This window comes from Gallibacterium salpingitidis, from assembly GCF_030517105.1.
In the GTDB taxonomy this organism is placed as follows: domain Bacteria; phylum Pseudomonadota; class Gammaproteobacteria; order Enterobacterales; family Pasteurellaceae; genus Gallibacterium; species Gallibacterium salpingitidis.
This window is the reverse complement of record NZ_CP103875.1, coordinates 1,800,643-1,816,296: the sequence shown is the minus strand read 5'-3', so window position 1 is coordinate 1,816,296 and position 15,654 is coordinate 1,800,643. Positions and strand designations below refer to the sequence as shown.

Below are 15,654 nucleotides of genomic sequence, written 5' to 3'. Positions count from 1 at the left end.
TAATTAAGGCGATCATTAGAATGAATTAAAGGAAAAGAAAATGAGCCAGCAAGGAAATATTTATCAATTTATTGATTTGCCAAGAATTGATCCACAGAAAAAATCATTAGAACAACGTAAAACACAATTTATTGAAATTTATCAGATTTTTGATGAAAAACAGGCTAAGGCACAGGCAGATCGCTGCCTCGCTTGCGGTAACCCATATTGTCAGCACCGTTGTCCTTTACATAACAATATTCCGGATTGGTTAAAACTCACCTATGAAGGACGTATTATTGAAGCGGCAGAGCTAGCGCATGAAACCAATACACTGCCTGAAGTATGTGGTCGAGTTTGTCCACAAGATCGTCTATGTGAAGGATCTTGTACTCTAAATGCAGAATTTGGTGCGGTAACTATTGGTAATATCGAAAAATATATTACCGAAACTGCATTTGCGATGGGGTGGCGACCAAAAGTAAAAGATATTCCACATTCAGGTAAAAGTGTGGCTGTCATTGGTGCTGGACCGGCAGGCTTAGGTTGTGCAGAGCAACTGATTCGCAATGGCGTGTCTGTAACTGTTTACGAACGTCAAGCAGAAATTGGTGGTTTGCTTACTTATGGTATTCCAGCATTTAAATTAGAAAAAGATGTGATGAAACGCCGTCGTGAAATCTTTACTGAAATGGGCATAGAATTCAAACTTGGTGTCACTATTGGTGAAGATGTACAGTTAGCTGATTTGGTTAAACAGTATGATGCAGTATTCCTTGGTGTAGGTACTTATCAAGGTATGAAAGCAGATATTCCAAATGAGGATGCTGAAGGTGTTTATTCTGCATTACCATTCTTAATTGCCAATACACAACAGTTATTAGGGCAAAATCCAGATAACTATGTGTCAGTAGCAGGCAAACGAGTTGTCGTATTAGGCGGTGGTGATACAGCAATGGACTGTGTCCGTACTTCTGTTCGTCAGCAAGCTGCTGAGGTAACTTGTGTTTATCGTCGTGATCAGGCGAATATGCCGGGTAGCCGTAAAGAGTTCGTGAATGCGAAAGAAGAAGGCGTGCAGTTCCAATTTAATGCACAACCAGTAGCGATTGAAGCCGAACCTGTTGCTGTACACACAGAAAATGGTCGTGTAACAGGTATTGAAGTGGTTGAAACTAAGATGGGTGAACCTGATCAAAATGGTCGTCGTCGTGCTGAAATTGTCGCTGGTAGTGAACGCATCATTCCTTGTGATGCAGTGATTGTTGCGTTTGGTTTTGCTCCACATCATATGCCGTTCTTAGAACAAGTTGGCGTGACAACTGACTCACGTGGACGCATTGAAGTGAAAGGCGAGTTTAAACAACAAACCGCTAATCCAAAAGTTTTTGCTGGTGGTGATGTAACTCGTGGTTCTGATTTAGTGGTAACTGCGATTGCGGAAGGACGTGATGCGGCTAAAGGCATTATGGATTATTTAAATATTTAATGACATAAGAAATCATTTATTTGTAGAGAGTTGGTATATAGTGTTGATTACCAACTCTTTTTTATTTTAAGGATTATAGATTAGTTGATGAAACATTTCGCTTATCAGCTGAATAAGTCATTATCGCAGCCACTTTATTTACAACTATATCAACAAATTAAACAAGCTATTCATCAAGGAATATTGCAACAAGGTGAGGCGTTACCTGCTAAGCGGCGTTTAGCTGATTATTTGGCAATTAGCCAAAATACAGTTGAAAACAGTTATGCACAGTTATTGGCGGAAGGCTATATTGAATCAAAACCGCGAATAGGATATTTCGTATCAACAGAGTTATTGCCGACGATGATGCCATTAGTGACATCAGTTAGTGAAATTTCGCAAACAATACCAGAACAGAAATGGCAATATGATTTTAATCCTAATGTCATTGATGAGCAGCATTTCCCCTTTGAATTGTGGAAAAAATTACAAAAACAATTTTTAAATCGTCAACATGCAAACTTGTTGGCATTAGGAGATAAACAAGGAGAATATGAATTACGCCGACAAATTGCGGATTATTTATATTCTGCTCGTGGTGTGAAATGTCGTCCGGAGCAGGTAGTAATTAATGCTGGGGTAGAATTGTGTTTATTACAACTTATGTTGTTATGGCAGCACCGTTATCCAGCTCAACAAGCGCATTATGCAATGGAAGAGTTTGGTTATCCAGTAGTAGAAAAACTTTGGCAAAGTTATGCTGGACAAGTGCTTAAATTACCGATAGACAATCAAACTCATAAAGTGGACTTATCCATTTTATCGCAGCATCATATTGATTTGCTTTATATTACCCCATCACATCAATATCCTTTTGGCAGTGTGCTGACGATCGGTGAACGCCAACAATTATTGGCGTGGGCAAATGCCAAAGAACAGCATTATTTGATCGAAGATGATTATGACAGTGAGTTCCGCTATCAAGGTAAACCAATTCCTGCATTAAAGAGTTTAGATCAACATAATAAAGTGGTTTATTTAGGCTCTTTTTCTAAATTGATTATGCCATCAGTACGTATCTCTTATATGGTTTTACCAGAACCTTTATTGGCGATATACCAACAGAAAATTAATTTTTTTAATTCTTCAGTTTCGCGATTAGATCAGCAAGTTGTGGCATTGTTTATGCAAAGTGGCGCATTTGAAAAGCATATTAATCGGATGCGTAAATATTATCGGCGAAAAATGGAACTATTGTGCCAACAGTTAAAATTATATTCTCCTTCTATTCGATTTTGGGGTGAAAGCTCAGGATTTTATCTTTTAATTGAGGTTGTGGATACGCCATATACATTGCAGCAGTTGTTAGCATTTGCGGAACAACAGGCGATCAAAGTTTATCCAATTGAATTGCAACAACGTAAGTTATTTGTATTAGGTTTTGGCAATTTAAGTGAGCAAGCTTTATTAACAGGCGTTAAGCTGTTATTAGAGAGTTGGCAAATAAAAAAGCCTACTCGGTGAGATGAGTAGGCTTTGCACGTTAAGGAGAATATTAACGAATAAAGAGATAGAAATTATTGTTGCCACGAATAATGTTTAGTGCAACGGCAGATGGTTTGCTATCTAGGATTTTACGTAATTCACCAAGATTATTGATTTTATGACGATTGATACCAACGATAACATCGCCTTTCTTCAATCCAAGTTGTTCTGCTTTTGAGTTTTGTTTTACTTCAGAAATAACGACACCTTTAAGATCTTTTTCATTGTAGTTTTTCAGATCTGCGCCATCTAAGCCAGGAATTACGCTATTGCCACTTGCCGCAGTTTCATTATCTGCTTGTAGTTTCACTTTGACGGTGTTTGATTTGCCATCACGTAAGTAGGTAATTTCCATTTCTTTACCAGCGCCAGTAGTAGCGATTTTGGCACGTAGTTCAGAGAAGCTATTGATAGTTTGTCCATTGAGGGCAGTAATGATATCTCCAGCTTTTAAGCCAGCTTTAGCGGCAGCAGAATCTGGTAAAACTTCGCTAACAAAAGCACCTTTTTGCGCTTTTACATCAAAGGCTTTAGCGAGATCAGCATTTAGTTCACCACCTTTAATACCTAATACGCCACGTTTTACCTGACCGAATTCAACAATTTGTTGCGCTAAGCTATTTGCCATATTACTTGGAATTGCAAAGGCGATCCCAACATTACCACCGCTTGGGGCAATAATCGCAGTATTGATCCCGACGAGTTCACCTTTTAAGTTTAATAAAGGGCCTCCAGAGTTGCCTCTGTTTACAGCAGCATCAGTTTGAATATAGTTTTGGTAACTATTGGTGTCATCATCTGCAGAACGACCTAATGCAGAAATAATTCCTGATGTAACAGTTTGTCCTAGACCAAATGGATTACCGACAGCGAGAACAAAATCACCAACTTTAACTTTATCAGAGTCAGCCATTTTGATTTGAGTTAAATCTTTAGCATTCTCTAATTTGAGCAATGCAACATCAGACATAGAATCATTGCCTAAGAGTTTTGCTTTATATTCTCTACCATCATTTAAGGTAACAGTGATTTTATCAGCACCATCAACAACATGGTTATTAGTTAAGACGTAACCTTTGTTTGCATTGATAATCACCCCAGATCCTAAACCTTTAAATTGACGAGGTGAGCGTCCACCAAATTGATCTCCAAAGAAAAATTGGAATTCTGGTGGTAAATCAGCAAATGGATTATTTCCTGCAGAGTTATCATTTTCAGTAGTACCTTCTACGGAAATGGTGACAACAGCTGGTAATACTTGTTCGATAACAGGTGCTAAACTTGGTGTTGAGGTAGTTGTATTTTCTAAAAGTGGTACTGGGATATTGGCTTGGCTAGGCATTGAAGCACAAAGAACACTTAATCCCAAAGCGATACTAGTTAATACAAAATTTTTCTTTTTCATATAAATAAACATCCCTAAATTAATCAAAGTAATTTCTTACGAAATAATTTTCGCGACGGCTAAGACAACAAAATAGACAGGAATGTTCCCAGATAATGAGATATTTAGCGAAAAAATGTACAAATTAACCCTTTTTGGGCAGAACGGCATAATATTAAATTATGCCGTTAAAGAGATTAAATAGCTAAAGATTGAAATGCAAGATCGGCGGCTTTTAAGGTGTTTTGGATATCTTCATCGCTATGTGCAAGCGACATAAAACCTGCTTCAAAAGCAGATGGTGCAAGATAAACACCATGAGATAACATTTGATGGAAGAATGTTTTAAAACGATCAATGTTACAGCTCATTACATCAGCGTAACTTTCCACTTTTGCTTTATCAGTGAAGAAGATACCAAACATACCTCCTACATAATTAACTACAAATGGAATTTGATGTTTTTGTGCTAATGCAGTTAATCCCTCAGCTAATGTTTTAGTTTTTTCTGCCAATAACGCTTCATTGCCAGGTTTAGAAAGTTCGGTTAAACAAGCAATACCTGCTGCCATCGCAATTGGATTACCGGATAAAGTACCAGCTTGATAAACTGGGCCAGTTGGTGCGATATATTGCATAATTTCTTTTTTACCGCCAAAAGCACCTACTGGCATACCACCGCCAATAATTTTTCCTAAACAAGTAAGATCAGGCGTTACACCATAATAGGATTGTGCGCCAGCAAGAGCAACGCGGAAACCCGTCATTACTTCATCAATGATCAACAAAGCATGGTATTGATCACAAAGTTGGCGTAAACCTTGTAGAAAACCTGGTTTTGGTGGAACACAGTTCATATTACCAGCAACAGGTTCAACAATAATACAGGCGATTTCGTCAGGATAACGTTTAAAAGTGTCTTCTACGGATTGCAAGTCATTATAAGTGCAGGTTAATGTATGTTTAGCAAAATCAGCAGGAACACCTGGTGAACTTGGTTGCCCCAATGTTAAAGCACCAGATCCGGCTTTTACGAGTAATGAATCTGCATGCCCATGATAACAACCTTCGAATTTGATAATTTTATCGCGTTTAGTATAGCCACGAGCAAGACGGATAGCTGACATAGTTGCTTCAGTACCAGAGTTCACCATACGAACCATTTCAATAGAAGGAACTAATTTGCAGACTAATTCGGCTAATTTAATTTCTAATTCTGTTGGTGCACCAAAACTTAATCCGTTTTTAGCTGTGTCAATTACTGCCTGTAAAATTGTTGGATGGTTATGTCCTAATACCATTGGTCCCCAAGAACCTACATAATCAATATATTGTTTACCCTCTTCATCAAATAAATAAGCACCTTGAGCTCGATGAATAAAAACAGGAGTACTACCAACTCCATTGAAAGCTCTTACTGGAGAATTTACTCCACCGGGAATGACTTTTTGTGCTTGTGCAAAAAGGTTTTTAGATGATGTCATAATGTATTTTCTCTTGCTTGTTAAAAGTGTTCAGTATTGTACTTGAAATCAATAGATAATGAAAAAAACAAATGTATTAGATGGCACTTTATGCTATTCTCTGCAACCATTCCAGCCCAATATATCAATGTCACAACGCGTATTTTAAGGGGTGTTTTAAATATGTGGTTGAGTTTTTTATTAACGTTTTTAAGCTCATTTCTTGCACTAATTCTTATGCGTCCAATTGCTGTAAAAATTGGATTAGTTGATAAACCAAATTATCGTAAACGCCATCAAGGTTTAATTCCATTAATTGGCGGAATAGCGTTATTTATTAGTAATGCTTGTTACTATTTCTTGGAATGGAATGATATGAGGCTGCCATACCTCTATCTAACTTGCGTGACAATCTTATTAATTATTGGAGTGCTGGATGACAGATTTGATTTGAGTCCATTCCTGCGGGCGATTGTACAAGCAGCACTTGCTTTATCAATGATCTATATTGGTGATCTTTCATTAAATAATTTAGGTGAAATTATTGGACCTTTCCAAGTCACATTAGGTACGGCAGGAATTGTGATTACGGTGTTTGCTACCATAGCTATTGTTAATGCTTTTAATATGATTGATGGTATTGACGGCTTATTGGGCGGGTTATCTAGTGTCTCTTTTGCGGCAATTGGTATCCTATTAATGCTTGATGGACAAGTAGATTTAGGGGCGTGGTGTTTTGCATTAATTCTTTGCTTGATCCCTTATATTTTGTTTAACCTTTCTATTTTCGGCGTCAAAAATAAAGTATTTATGGGGGATTCAGGAAGTACCTTAATTGGATTCACAATGATTTGGATCTTATTATTGAGTACGCAAGGACATGGACACCCGATCAAACCTATCACAGCACTATGGCTAATTGCGATTCCACTTATTGATATGATTTGTGTCGTGATCCGCCGTTTGAAAAAGAAAAAGAGCCCATTCCGTCCAGACCGTTTGCATGTTCATCACTTAATGGTGAGAGCAGGATTAACTTCAAGACAAGCTTTTTTAGTTATTACCCTGATGGCGGCTATTTGTGCTGGCTTTGGTATTTTAGGTGAAATTTATTATGTCAATGAATGGTTAATGTTCTTTGGCTTCATCTTATTAATCTTTTTATATGGTTATTCGATTACCAGAGCATGGCGTGTTACTCGTTTTATTCGTCGTATTCAACGTCGATTGCGTAAAGCGAAAGGTTCAATGGCGAAATAAACGAAAATGTTTTTGTTAATTTAATGATGAGATACAAAGCGACTGCTCGATTTTGCACATTAAATAACAGAAAAATGACTAAAAAATGGCGAGAAAGGGCAAATTATCGCCAAACAAAAAAAATATGAAAAAAAAACTAGACAGCTAAAATGAAAGTCATTAATATACGCCCCGCAACGACGCGATGAGCGCTCGTAGCTCAGTTGGATAGAGCGTTGGCCTCCGGAGCCAAAGGTCTCAGGTTCGAATCCTGTCGGGCGCGCCAGCTCGGTGTGATTTGATAGCTAACGCGATGTCAACAAAATTTCAATGGTGGCTATAGCTCAGTTGGTAGAGCCCCGGATTGTGATTCCGGTTGTCGTGAGTTCGAGTCTCATTAGCCACCCCATTATTCTATCGGCGAGTAGCGCAGTTTGGTAGCGCAACTGGTTTGGGACCAGTGGGTCGTAGGTTCAAATCCTATCTCGCCGACCATTTTTTTGTTCTTTAACATTTTATCAGACAATCTGTGTGGGCATTCGTAGATGATGTTTTTACTTTAAGTAAAAGAATTAAAAAAAATTATCTTGAATGCTGAATTTGAAGATTCATATGATTTGAATAACGAAGTCAGTTTTTTTGAGAGCGAAGATTAAATTGAAGAGTTTGATCATGGCTCAGATTGAACGCTGGCGGCAGGCTTAACACATGCAAGTCGGACGGTAACAGAGGAAAGCTTGCTTTCTTGCTGACGAGTGGCGGACGGGTGAGTAAGGCTTGGGAATTTGGCTTATGGAGGGGGATAACTACGGGAAACTGTAGCTAACACCGCGTAATATCGAGAGATTAAAGTAGAGGGACCGAAAGGCCTTTAGCCATAAGATGAGCCCAAGTGAGATTAGGTAGTTGGTGAGGTAAGGGCTCACCAAGCCGACGATCTCTAGCTGGTCTGAGAGGATGGCCAGCCACACTGGGACTGAGACACGGCCCAGACTCCTACGGGAGGCAGCAGTGGGGAATATTGCGCAATGGAGGGAACTCTGACGCAGCCATGCCGCGTGAATGAAGAAGGCCTTCGGGTTGTAAAGTTCTTTCGGTGGTGAGGAAGGTGCATGCTTAAATAGGGCATGTAATTGACGTTAGCCACAGAAGAAGCACCGGCTAACTCCGTGCCAGCAGCCGCGGTAATACGGAGGGTGCGAGCGTTAATCGGAATAACTGGGCGTAAAGGGCACGCAGGTGGTGACTTAAGTGAGGTGTGAAAGCCCTGGGCTTAACCTGGGAATTGCATTTCATACTGGGTCGCTAGAGTACTTTAGGGAGGGGTAGAATTCCATGTGTAGCGGTGAAATGCGTAGAGATGTGGAGGAATACCGAAGGCGAAGGCAGCCCCTTGGGAAGATACTGACGCTCATGTGCGAAAGCGTGGGGAGCAAACAGGATTAGATACCCTGGTAGTCCACGCTGTAAACGCTGTCGATTTGGGGATTGGTTTTAGAGATTGGTCCTCGAAGCTAACGTGATAAATCGACCGCCTGGGGAGTACGGCCGCAAGGTTAAAACTCAAATGAATTGACGGGGGCCCGCACAAGCGGTGGAGCATGTGGTTTAATTCGATGCAACGCGAAGAACCTTACCTACTCTTGACATCCATAGAAGGACTCAGAGATGAGTTTGTGCCTTCGGGAGCTATGAGACAGGTGCTGCATGGCTGTCGTCAGCTCGTGTTGTGAAATGTTGGGTTAAGTCCCGCAACGAGCGCAACCCTTATCCTTTGTTGCCAGCGGTTGAAGCCGGGGACTCAAAGGAGACTGCCAGTGACAAGCTGGAGGAAGGTGGGGATGACGTCAAGTCATCATGGCCCTTACGAGTAGGGCTACACACGTGCTACAATGGTGCATACAGAGGGAGGCGAAGTGGCGACATGGAGCGAAACTCAGAAAGTGCATCGTAGTCCGGATTGGAGTCTGCAACTCGACTCCATGAAGTCGGAATCGCTAGTAATCGCGAATCAGAATGTCGCGGTGAATACGTTCCCGGGCCTTGTACACACCGCCCGTCACACCATGGGAGTGGGTTGTACCAGAAGTAGATAGCTTAACCTTTAGGAGGGCGTTTACCACGGTATGATTCATGACTGGGGTGAAGTCGTAACAAGGTAACCGTAGGGGAACCTGCGGTTGGATCACCTCCTTACTAGATTAAAGTGAAGATGTTACTATGAAATGTTCACACAGATTGTTTGATAGAAGCGAGGGTATCGTTAATTGGTAGAAGTCCCCTTCGTCTAGAGGCCTAGGACATCGCCCTTTCACGGCGGTAACAGGGGTTCGAATCCCCTAGGGGACGCCAATTAACGATATCTTTATGATAAATGCTCTTTAAAAACGAAGACACAAGCTGAAAACTGAGAACTCAAAAGCGAGCGACTGAAGGGAGAGAATCCTTGAGGTTGTATAGTTAAGTAAGTAAGCGTACACGGTGGATGCCTAGGCAATCAGAGGCGAAGAAGGACGTGCTAATCTGCGAAAAGCGTGGAGGAGTTGATAAGAAGCGTTAACTCCACGATATCCGAATGGGGAAACCCGGTAGATGAAGAATCTATCATCACTGTCTGAATCTATAGGATAGTGAAGCGAACCAGGAGAACTGAAACATCTCAGTACCCTGAGGAAAAGAAATCAACCGAGATTCTGCGAGTAGCGGCGAGCGAAAGTGGAGTAGCCGTTAGAGATAGTAAAGGATTTAGGAGAATGAGTTGGGAAGCTCAATCGAAGAGGGTGACAATCCCGTATCTGAAGAATCCTTTATGGTACTAAGCTAACAAGAAGTAGGGCGAGACACGAGGAATCTTGTCTGAAGAAGGGGGGACCATCCTCCAAGGCTAAATACTCCTGATTGACCGATAGTGAACCAGTACCGTGAGGGAAAGGCGAAAAGAACCCCGGGAGGGAGTGAAAGAGAACCTGAAACCGTGTACGTACAAGCAGTGGGAGCATAGGAGACTATGTGACTGCGTACCTTTTGTATAATGGGTCAGCGAGTTATATTTTGTAGCGAGGTTAACCGGATAGGGGAGCCGAAGGGAAACCGAGTCTTAACTGGGCGTAAGTTGCAAGGTATAGACCCGAAACCCGGTGATCTAGCCATGGTCAGGTTGAAGGTTGGGTAACACTAACTGGAGGACCGAACCGACTACTGTTGAAAAAGTAGCGGATGAATTGTGGCTGGGGGTGAAAGGCCAATCAAACCGGGAGATAGCTGGTTCTCCCCGAAATCTATTTAGGTAGAGCCTTATATGAATACCTTTGGGGGTAGAGCACTGTTTCGGCTAGGGGTCCATCCCGGATTACCAACCCGATGCAAACTGCGAATACCAAAGAGTAATATATAGGAGACACACGGCGGGTGCTAACGTTCGTCGTGGAGAGGGAAACAACCCAGACCGCCAGCTAAGGTCCCAAAGTCTATATTAAGTGGGAAACGAGGTGGAAAGGCATAGACAGCTAGGATGTTGGCTTAGAAGCAGCCATCATTTAAAGAAAGCGTAATAGCTCACTAGTCGAGTCGGTCTGCGCGGAAGATGTAACGGGGCTAAAATATAGCACCGAAGCTGCGGCATCAGGCGTATCACTAATACGCCTTACGATTAACAACTTGCGAAAGTATAGAGCAAGTTGGTCAAGCGCCCAACACGTTGAGTGGAGGGTGTGAGATTGAAGGAATATTAGTGATACGCCTGTTGGGTAGGGGAGCGTTGTGTAAGCCGAAGAAGGTGACTTGAGAGGGTTGCTGGAGGTATCACAAGTGCGAATGCTGACATAAGTAACGATAAAGCGGGTGAAAGGCCCGCTCGCCGGAAGACCAAGGTTTCCTGTCCAACGTTAATCGGGGCAGGGTGAGTCGGCCCCTAAGGCGAGGCTGAAGAGCGTAGTCGATGGGAAATGGGTTAATATTCCCATACTTGTTAGATAAGCGATGTAGGGACGGAGAAGGCTAGGCAAGCAGACGGACGGAAGGGTCTGTTCAAGCGTGTAGGTAGATGGTGTAGGCAAATCCGCACCATTAATGCTGAGGCGTGATGAGGAGTAACTACGGTTGCGAAGTTGTTGATGCCAAGCTTCCAGGAAAAGCTGCTAAGCACATTATCTAATAAACCGTACTGAAAACCGACACAGGTGGTCAGGTAGAGAATACTAAGGCGCTTGAGAGAACTCGGGTGAAGGAACTAGGCAAAATAGCACCGTAACTTCGGGAGAAGGTGCGCTGGCGTAGTGTGAAGTCTGAACAGATGGAGCATGAACCAGTCGAAGAGACCTGCTGGCTGCAACTGTTTAATAAAAACACAGCACTCTGCAAACACGCAAGTGGACGTATAGGGTGTGACGCCTGCCCGGTGCTGGAAGGTTAATTGATGGTGTTATTGAAAGAGAAGCACTTGATCGAAGCCCCAGTAAACGGCGGCCGTAACTATAACGGTCCTAAGGTAGCGAAATTCCTTGTCGGGTAAGTTCCGACCTGCACGAATGGCGTAATGATGGCCAGGCTGTCTCCACCCGAGACTCAGTGAAATTGAAATCGCCGTGAAGATGCGGTGTACCCGCGGCTAGACGGAAAGACCCCGTGAACCTTTACTATAGCTTGACACTGAACCTTGAATTTTAATGTGTAGGATAGGTGGGAGACTGAGAGATACTGACGCCAGTTGGTAAGGAGTCGATGTTGAAATACCACCCTTTAACGTTTGATGTTCTAACGAGGTACCTGTAACGGGTATTCGGACAGTGTCTGGTGGGTAGTTTGACTGGGGCGGTCTCCTCCCAAAGAGTAACGGAGGAGTACGAAGGTTTGCTAATCACGGTCGGACATCGTGAGGTTAGTACAATGGTAGAAGCAAGCTTGACTGCGAGACGGACAAGTCGAGCAGGTACGAAAGTAGGTCATAGTGATCCGGTGGTTCTGAATGGAAGGGCCATCGCTCAACGGATAAAAGGTACTCCGGGGATAACAGGCTGATACCGCCCAAGAGTTCATATCGACGGCGGTGTTTGGCACCTCGATGTCGGCTCATCACATCCTGGGGCTGAAGTAGGTCCCAAGGGTATGGCTGTTCGCCATTTAAAGTGGTACGCGAGCTGGGTTTAGAACGTCGTGAGACAGTTCGGTCCCTATCTGCCGTGGGCGAAGGAGAATTGAGGGGGGCTGCTCCTAGTACGAGAGGACCGGAGTGGACGCACCGCTGGTGTTCCAGTTGTTTCGCCAGAAGCAATGCTGGGTAGCTAAGTGCGGGAGAGATAAGTGCTGAAAGCATCTAAGCACGAAACTTGCCCCGAGATGAGTTGTCCCAATCGAGAGATTGTAAGGGTTGTTGAAGACGACGACGTAGATAGGTGGGGTGTGTAAGTGATGTGAGTCATTGAGCTAACCCATACTAATTGCCCGAGAGGCTTAACTATACAACGCTGAAGGGTTTTTACCCGAAGAGAGCAGGTAAGAAAAGCGAAGAAGCGAAAGAGAGAAAGCAGTGAGAGGAAAAGAAAACTCACTGATGAGTTGACAGCTTGTGAACGTTTTTTAGAGAAGAAGATAAAGCAGAAAGCGAGAAGCTAGAAGCAGAAAGTAAAAAGAATTAATCCTGGCGGCGAGAATGCGATAGTCCCACCTGAATCCATGCCGAACTCAGAAGTGAAATGTCGTAATGCCGATGGTAGTGTGGGGATTCCCCATGTGAGAGTAGGTCACTGCCAGGTTAAAGAAAAAGCGAGAAGGACGCTAGTTGAGGAGTCAGCTAGCGTTTTTTTTATTGTTTTTTTTATTTTGTGATTTTGGGTTTCTGTTTTCTGTTTTTTATTTTTCTACTTTTTGTTTTTTGATTTTTTAGGGATGGCTGGCTTTTGCTTAGGCTATCCTAATCACCAATCACCTCATCTTCTCCGTATCTATTAAGTTGATAAGTTTGTTTTGATATTCAACATGCATTTATTATCTAATTTTCCTATTAACGCTAATGTCAGTTTTTTGTCTGATAACTGTCATGGTTAAACCTTTTATAAAGTGAGAATATCCATAGTGCGTTAAATTTAATTTTATGTTGTTCGCTTATTTTTAACGTTTTATTTATGATGTGATATGAACTTTATTAATAAGAGGTTTCTATGTATGAATTCTGTCAAAATTTGGCGAGAAAAAAATGGCTGGACCCAAGAAACATTAGCAGAACTAGCAGGATTATCTACACGTACAATTCATCGAGTGGAAAGAGGGGATCGTGTTGGTTTGGAAACTTGGGCAGCTTTAGCAGCTGTATTTCAGGTAAGTATTGCAACTCTACAACAGCCACCGATTGAAAATGAGGTACGCTCTATGATTACACCTGAAATAAAAATAGCACTAAAGAAAGTACGTCAGATAAGAGACTTTTATATCCAATTGAGTATCTATTTTGTCATAAATCTTTTGTTATTTCTGATTAATTTAATAATGACGCCAGATTATTGGTGGGTAATTTGGGTAGTTATTGGATGGGGAATAGGTATATTGATCAAAGCTTTTCGCATATGGGTAATTCCTATTTGGTTGGATGATGAATGGGAGAGGAAAAAAGTTGAACAACAGTTAAATAAAAGGTTATAAAAATGGCGTTAATAATGATGATCGCTTCGGCGATCATCTAATTTTCTACAAGAAGGCGAATCCATTAGATAACTGATGATTAGCTAAAAAATTACTTGTCAAATGTAAAATAAACGGTATTATAGCCGTCTAGAAGTAAAAACATCTATCTAATAACCTCTCTTTAATGTTTTCTACTTAATTTTATTGAAATAAATCGAAATTAGCACTTAGAGATTTTAATAAGGAATTTTCATGTCAAAATATTTATTTACTTCTGAATCAGTATCTGAAGGGCATCCAGATAAGATTGCTGATCAGATTTCAGATGCAGTATTAGATGCGATTTTAGAGCAAGATCCAAAAGCTCGCGTAGCTTGTGAAACTTATGTCAAAACTGGTATGGCATTAATCGGTGGTGAAATTACTACTTCAGCATGGGTTGATATTGAACATTTAGCACGTCAAGTTATTTGTGATATTGGTTATACTTCATCAGAAATGGGATTTGATGGGCATTCTTGTGCTGTATTGAACGGTATAGGTAAACAATCTTCTGATATTAACCAAGGGGTTGATAGACAAAATCCATTGGATCAAGGTGCGGGTGACCAAGGAATTATGTTTGGTTATGCGACAAATGAAACAGAAGTGTTGATGCCTGCTCCTATTACTTATGCTCATCGCTTAATGGAAAAACAAGCTGAAGTTCGTCGTAGTGGAGTCTTACCTTGGTTACGACCAGATGCTAAAAGCCAAATTACATTTGTTTATGAAGATGGCAAGATTCAAGGTATTGATACAGTAGTGCTTTCAAGCCAGCATGCTGATAGTATAAGCGAAAAAGAGCTACGTGAAGGTATTATGGAAGAAATTATTAAGCCAGTATTACCTGAACAATGGTTATCTGCAAATACTAAATATTTTATCAATCCAACAGGGCGTTTTGTCATTGGTGGTCCGATGGGCGATTGTGGTTTGACAGGTCGTAAAATCATTGTTGATACTTATGGTGGTGCTGCTCGTCATGGCGGTGGTGCTTTCTCTGGTAAGGATCCTTCTAAAGTGGATCGTTCTGCTGCCTATGCTGCTCGTTATGTAGCTAAAAATATTGTTGCTGCAGGATTAGCAGATCGTTGTGAGATTCAATTATCTTATGCTATTGGGGTTGCAGAGCCAACTTCAATTATGATTGAAACTTTTGGTACAGGTAAAGTGGCTAATGAAGTATTAGTTAACGCAGTACGTGAACATTTTGATTTACGTCCATATGGTTTGATCAAAATGTTAGATTTAATTCAACCAATTTATCGTCAAACTGCTGCTTATGGCCATTTTGGTCGTGAACAATTCCCATGGGAACGTACAGACAAAGCAGAATTGCTACGTAGCTATTTGAAGTAAAGAATTTATTTTTAGTGTATTAAAAAAGCAGATCGAAGATTGATCTGCTTTTTTTGATGGATATTTTTATTTTTTCGGTAATGTAATTACCGGCTCATCACTTGGGCGATAAAGAACTAAGATATGTCCAATACGTTGTACTGCACAAGCGCCGGTTTCACGTACGATGGCCGCAGTAACTAATTCTTTATCTTCACGATCAACACCAGAAATTTTTACTTTAATTAATTCATGGTGATTTAAGGCATTATCAATTTCAGCAATAACGCCTTCAGTTAAACCATTTCCACCCAATAAAACAACAGGATTTAAATGGTGTGCGAGACCTTTTAAGTACTGTTTTTGCTTAGTTGAAAGAGTTAATGACATAGGAATCCTTTAATCATAATTTTGAAACCCAGTATTTTAAACATTTATGCAGAAAATAGGAAGAAAATCATATTAATTCACTGGATTGACATCTTATTTAGCTAGAATACGCTAGAATTGTATTTCCTATTGCTGTATTCGTTGAATTTACATCACTTTACCTTGAAATTTAGGTAACAATCATCATA

The 15,654-nt window shown here is 41.2% G+C and carries 8 protein-coding genes, 4 tRNA genes and 3 rRNA genes; 12 read left to right on the top strand and 3 right to left on the bottom strand.

Going from position 1 to position 15,654, the window contains the following annotated elements; translation table 11 throughout:
• Positions 1 to 40: 40 nt before the first annotated feature.
• On the top strand, positions 41 to 1,468 hold the full coding sequence (locus tag NYR30_RS08885) for an FAD-dependent oxidoreductase (protein ID WP_066111060.1): 1,428 nt from the start codon (positions 41 to 43) through the stop codon (positions 1,466 to 1,468).
• Between the two features lie 87 nt (positions 1,469 to 1,555).
• The gene (gene pdxR, locus NYR30_RS08880) at positions 1,556 to 2,974 is read left to right on the top strand and encodes a MocR-like pyridoxine biosynthesis transcription factor PdxR (protein ID WP_302500601.1); all 1,419 of its coding nucleotides are present in this window, start codon (positions 1,556 to 1,558) and stop codon (positions 2,972 to 2,974) included.
• A 31-nt stretch (positions 2,975 to 3,005) separates the two neighbouring features.
• Here pdxR and NYR30_RS08875 read toward each other — a convergent pair whose 3' ends face one another.
• Together NYR30_RS08875 and hemL are read right to left on the bottom strand one after the other, a co-directional pair.
• Positions 3,006 to 4,400 carry a Do family serine endopeptidase gene (locus NYR30_RS08875; protein ID WP_302500599.1) on the bottom strand — a complete coding sequence of 465 codons (1,395 nt, stop codon included), beginning with the start codon at positions 4,398 to 4,400 and terminating at the stop codon, positions 3,006 to 3,008.
• 176 nt (positions 4,401 to 4,576) lie between these two features.
• Positions 4,577 to 5,863, bottom strand: coding sequence for a glutamate-1-semialdehyde 2,1-aminomutase (gene hemL / locus NYR30_RS08870; RefSeq protein ID WP_066111049.1), 1,287 nt, complete (start codon positions 5,861 to 5,863; stop codon positions 4,577 to 4,579).
• A 162-nt stretch (positions 5,864 to 6,025) separates the two neighbouring features.
• On the opposite strand from hemL, the gene wecA reads away from it, so the two are divergent.
• The 10 genes from wecA (at position 6,026) to metK (ending at position 15,097) form a co-directional block, all read left to right on the top strand.
• Positions 6,026 to 7,102, top strand: a complete 1,077-nt coding sequence (gene wecA, locus NYR30_RS08865) for a UDP-N-acetylglucosamine--undecaprenyl-phosphate N-acetylglucosaminephosphotransferase (RefSeq protein ID WP_066111046.1) — start codon at positions 6,026 to 6,028, stop codon at positions 7,100 to 7,102.
• A 188-nt stretch (positions 7,103 to 7,290) separates the two neighbouring features.
• A tRNA-Arg gene (locus tag NYR30_RS08860) sits at positions 7,291 to 7,367 on the top strand.
• A 47-nt stretch (positions 7,368 to 7,414) separates the two neighbouring features.
• Positions 7,415 to 7,490, top strand: a tRNA-His gene (locus NYR30_RS08855).
• A gap of 9 nt (positions 7,491 to 7,499) precedes the next feature.
• Positions 7,500 to 7,576 (top strand) — tRNA-Pro (locus NYR30_RS08850).
• Between the two features lie 159 nt (positions 7,577 to 7,735).
• Positions 7,736 to 9,277 (top strand): 16S ribosomal RNA (locus tag NYR30_RS08845).
• Positions 9,278 to 9,357: 80 nt separating this feature from the next.
• A tRNA-Glu gene (locus NYR30_RS08840) sits at positions 9,358 to 9,433 on the top strand.
• Positions 9,434 to 9,539: 106 nt separating this feature from the next.
• Positions 9,540 to 12,537: ribosomal RNA gene (locus NYR30_RS08835) — 23S ribosomal RNA — on the top strand.
• Between the two features lie 178 nt (positions 12,538 to 12,715).
• Positions 12,716 to 12,831, top strand: a 5S ribosomal RNA gene (gene rrf, locus NYR30_RS08830).
• Together the 16S, 23S and 5S rRNA genes with 4 tRNA genes alongside form the textbook arrangement of a ribosomal RNA operon.
• A 409-nt stretch (positions 12,832 to 13,240) precedes the next feature.
• Positions 13,241 to 13,714: a helix-turn-helix domain-containing protein gene (locus NYR30_RS08825; protein WP_066114122.1), complete on the top strand. Its 474-nt coding sequence runs from the start codon at positions 13,241 to 13,243 to the stop codon at positions 13,712 to 13,714.
• A gap of 234 nt (positions 13,715 to 13,948) precedes the next feature.
• On the top strand, positions 13,949 to 15,097 hold the full coding sequence (gene metK / locus NYR30_RS08820) for a methionine adenosyltransferase (RefSeq protein WP_066114119.1): 1,149 nt from the start codon (positions 13,949 to 13,951) through the stop codon (positions 15,095 to 15,097).
• 66 nt (positions 15,098 to 15,163) lie between these two features.
• On the opposite strand, the gene yhbY is transcribed toward metK, so the two are convergent.
• Positions 15,164 to 15,466: a ribosome assembly RNA-binding protein YhbY gene (gene yhbY, locus NYR30_RS08815; RefSeq protein ID WP_066104655.1), complete on the bottom strand. Its 303-nt coding sequence runs from the start codon at positions 15,464 to 15,466 to the stop codon at positions 15,164 to 15,166.
• Positions 15,467 to 15,654 lie beyond the last annotated feature (188 nt).

Excerpts from the sequence above, each read along its gene's own strand:
- NYR30_RS08885 (WP_066111060.1), top strand. The coding sequence starts at position 41 with ATGAGCCAGCAAGGAAATATTTATCAATTTATTGATTTGCCAAGAATT.
- pdxR (WP_302500601.1), top strand. The coding sequence starts at position 1,556 with ATGAAACATTTCGCTTATCAGCTGAATAAGTCATTATCGCAGCCACTT.
- NYR30_RS08875 (WP_302500599.1), bottom strand. The coding sequence starts at position 4,400 with ATGAAAAAGAAAAATTTTGTATTAACTAGTATCGCTTTGGGATTAAGT.
- hemL (WP_066111049.1), bottom strand. The coding sequence starts at position 5,863 with ATGACATCATCTAAAAACCTTTTTGCACAAGCACAAAAAGTCATTCCC.
- wecA (WP_066111046.1), top strand. The coding sequence starts at position 6,026 with ATGTGGTTGAGTTTTTTATTAACGTTTTTAAGCTCATTTCTTGCACTA.
- NYR30_RS08825 (WP_066114122.1), top strand. The coding sequence starts at position 13,241 with ATGAATTCTGTCAAAATTTGGCGAGAAAAAAATGGCTGGACCCAAGAA.
- metK (WP_066114119.1), top strand. The coding sequence starts at position 13,949 with ATGTCAAAATATTTATTTACTTCTGAATCAGTATCTGAAGGGCATCCA.
- yhbY (WP_066104655.1), bottom strand. The coding sequence starts at position 15,466 with ATGTCATTAACTCTTTCAACTAAGCAAAAACAGTACTTAAAAGGTCTC.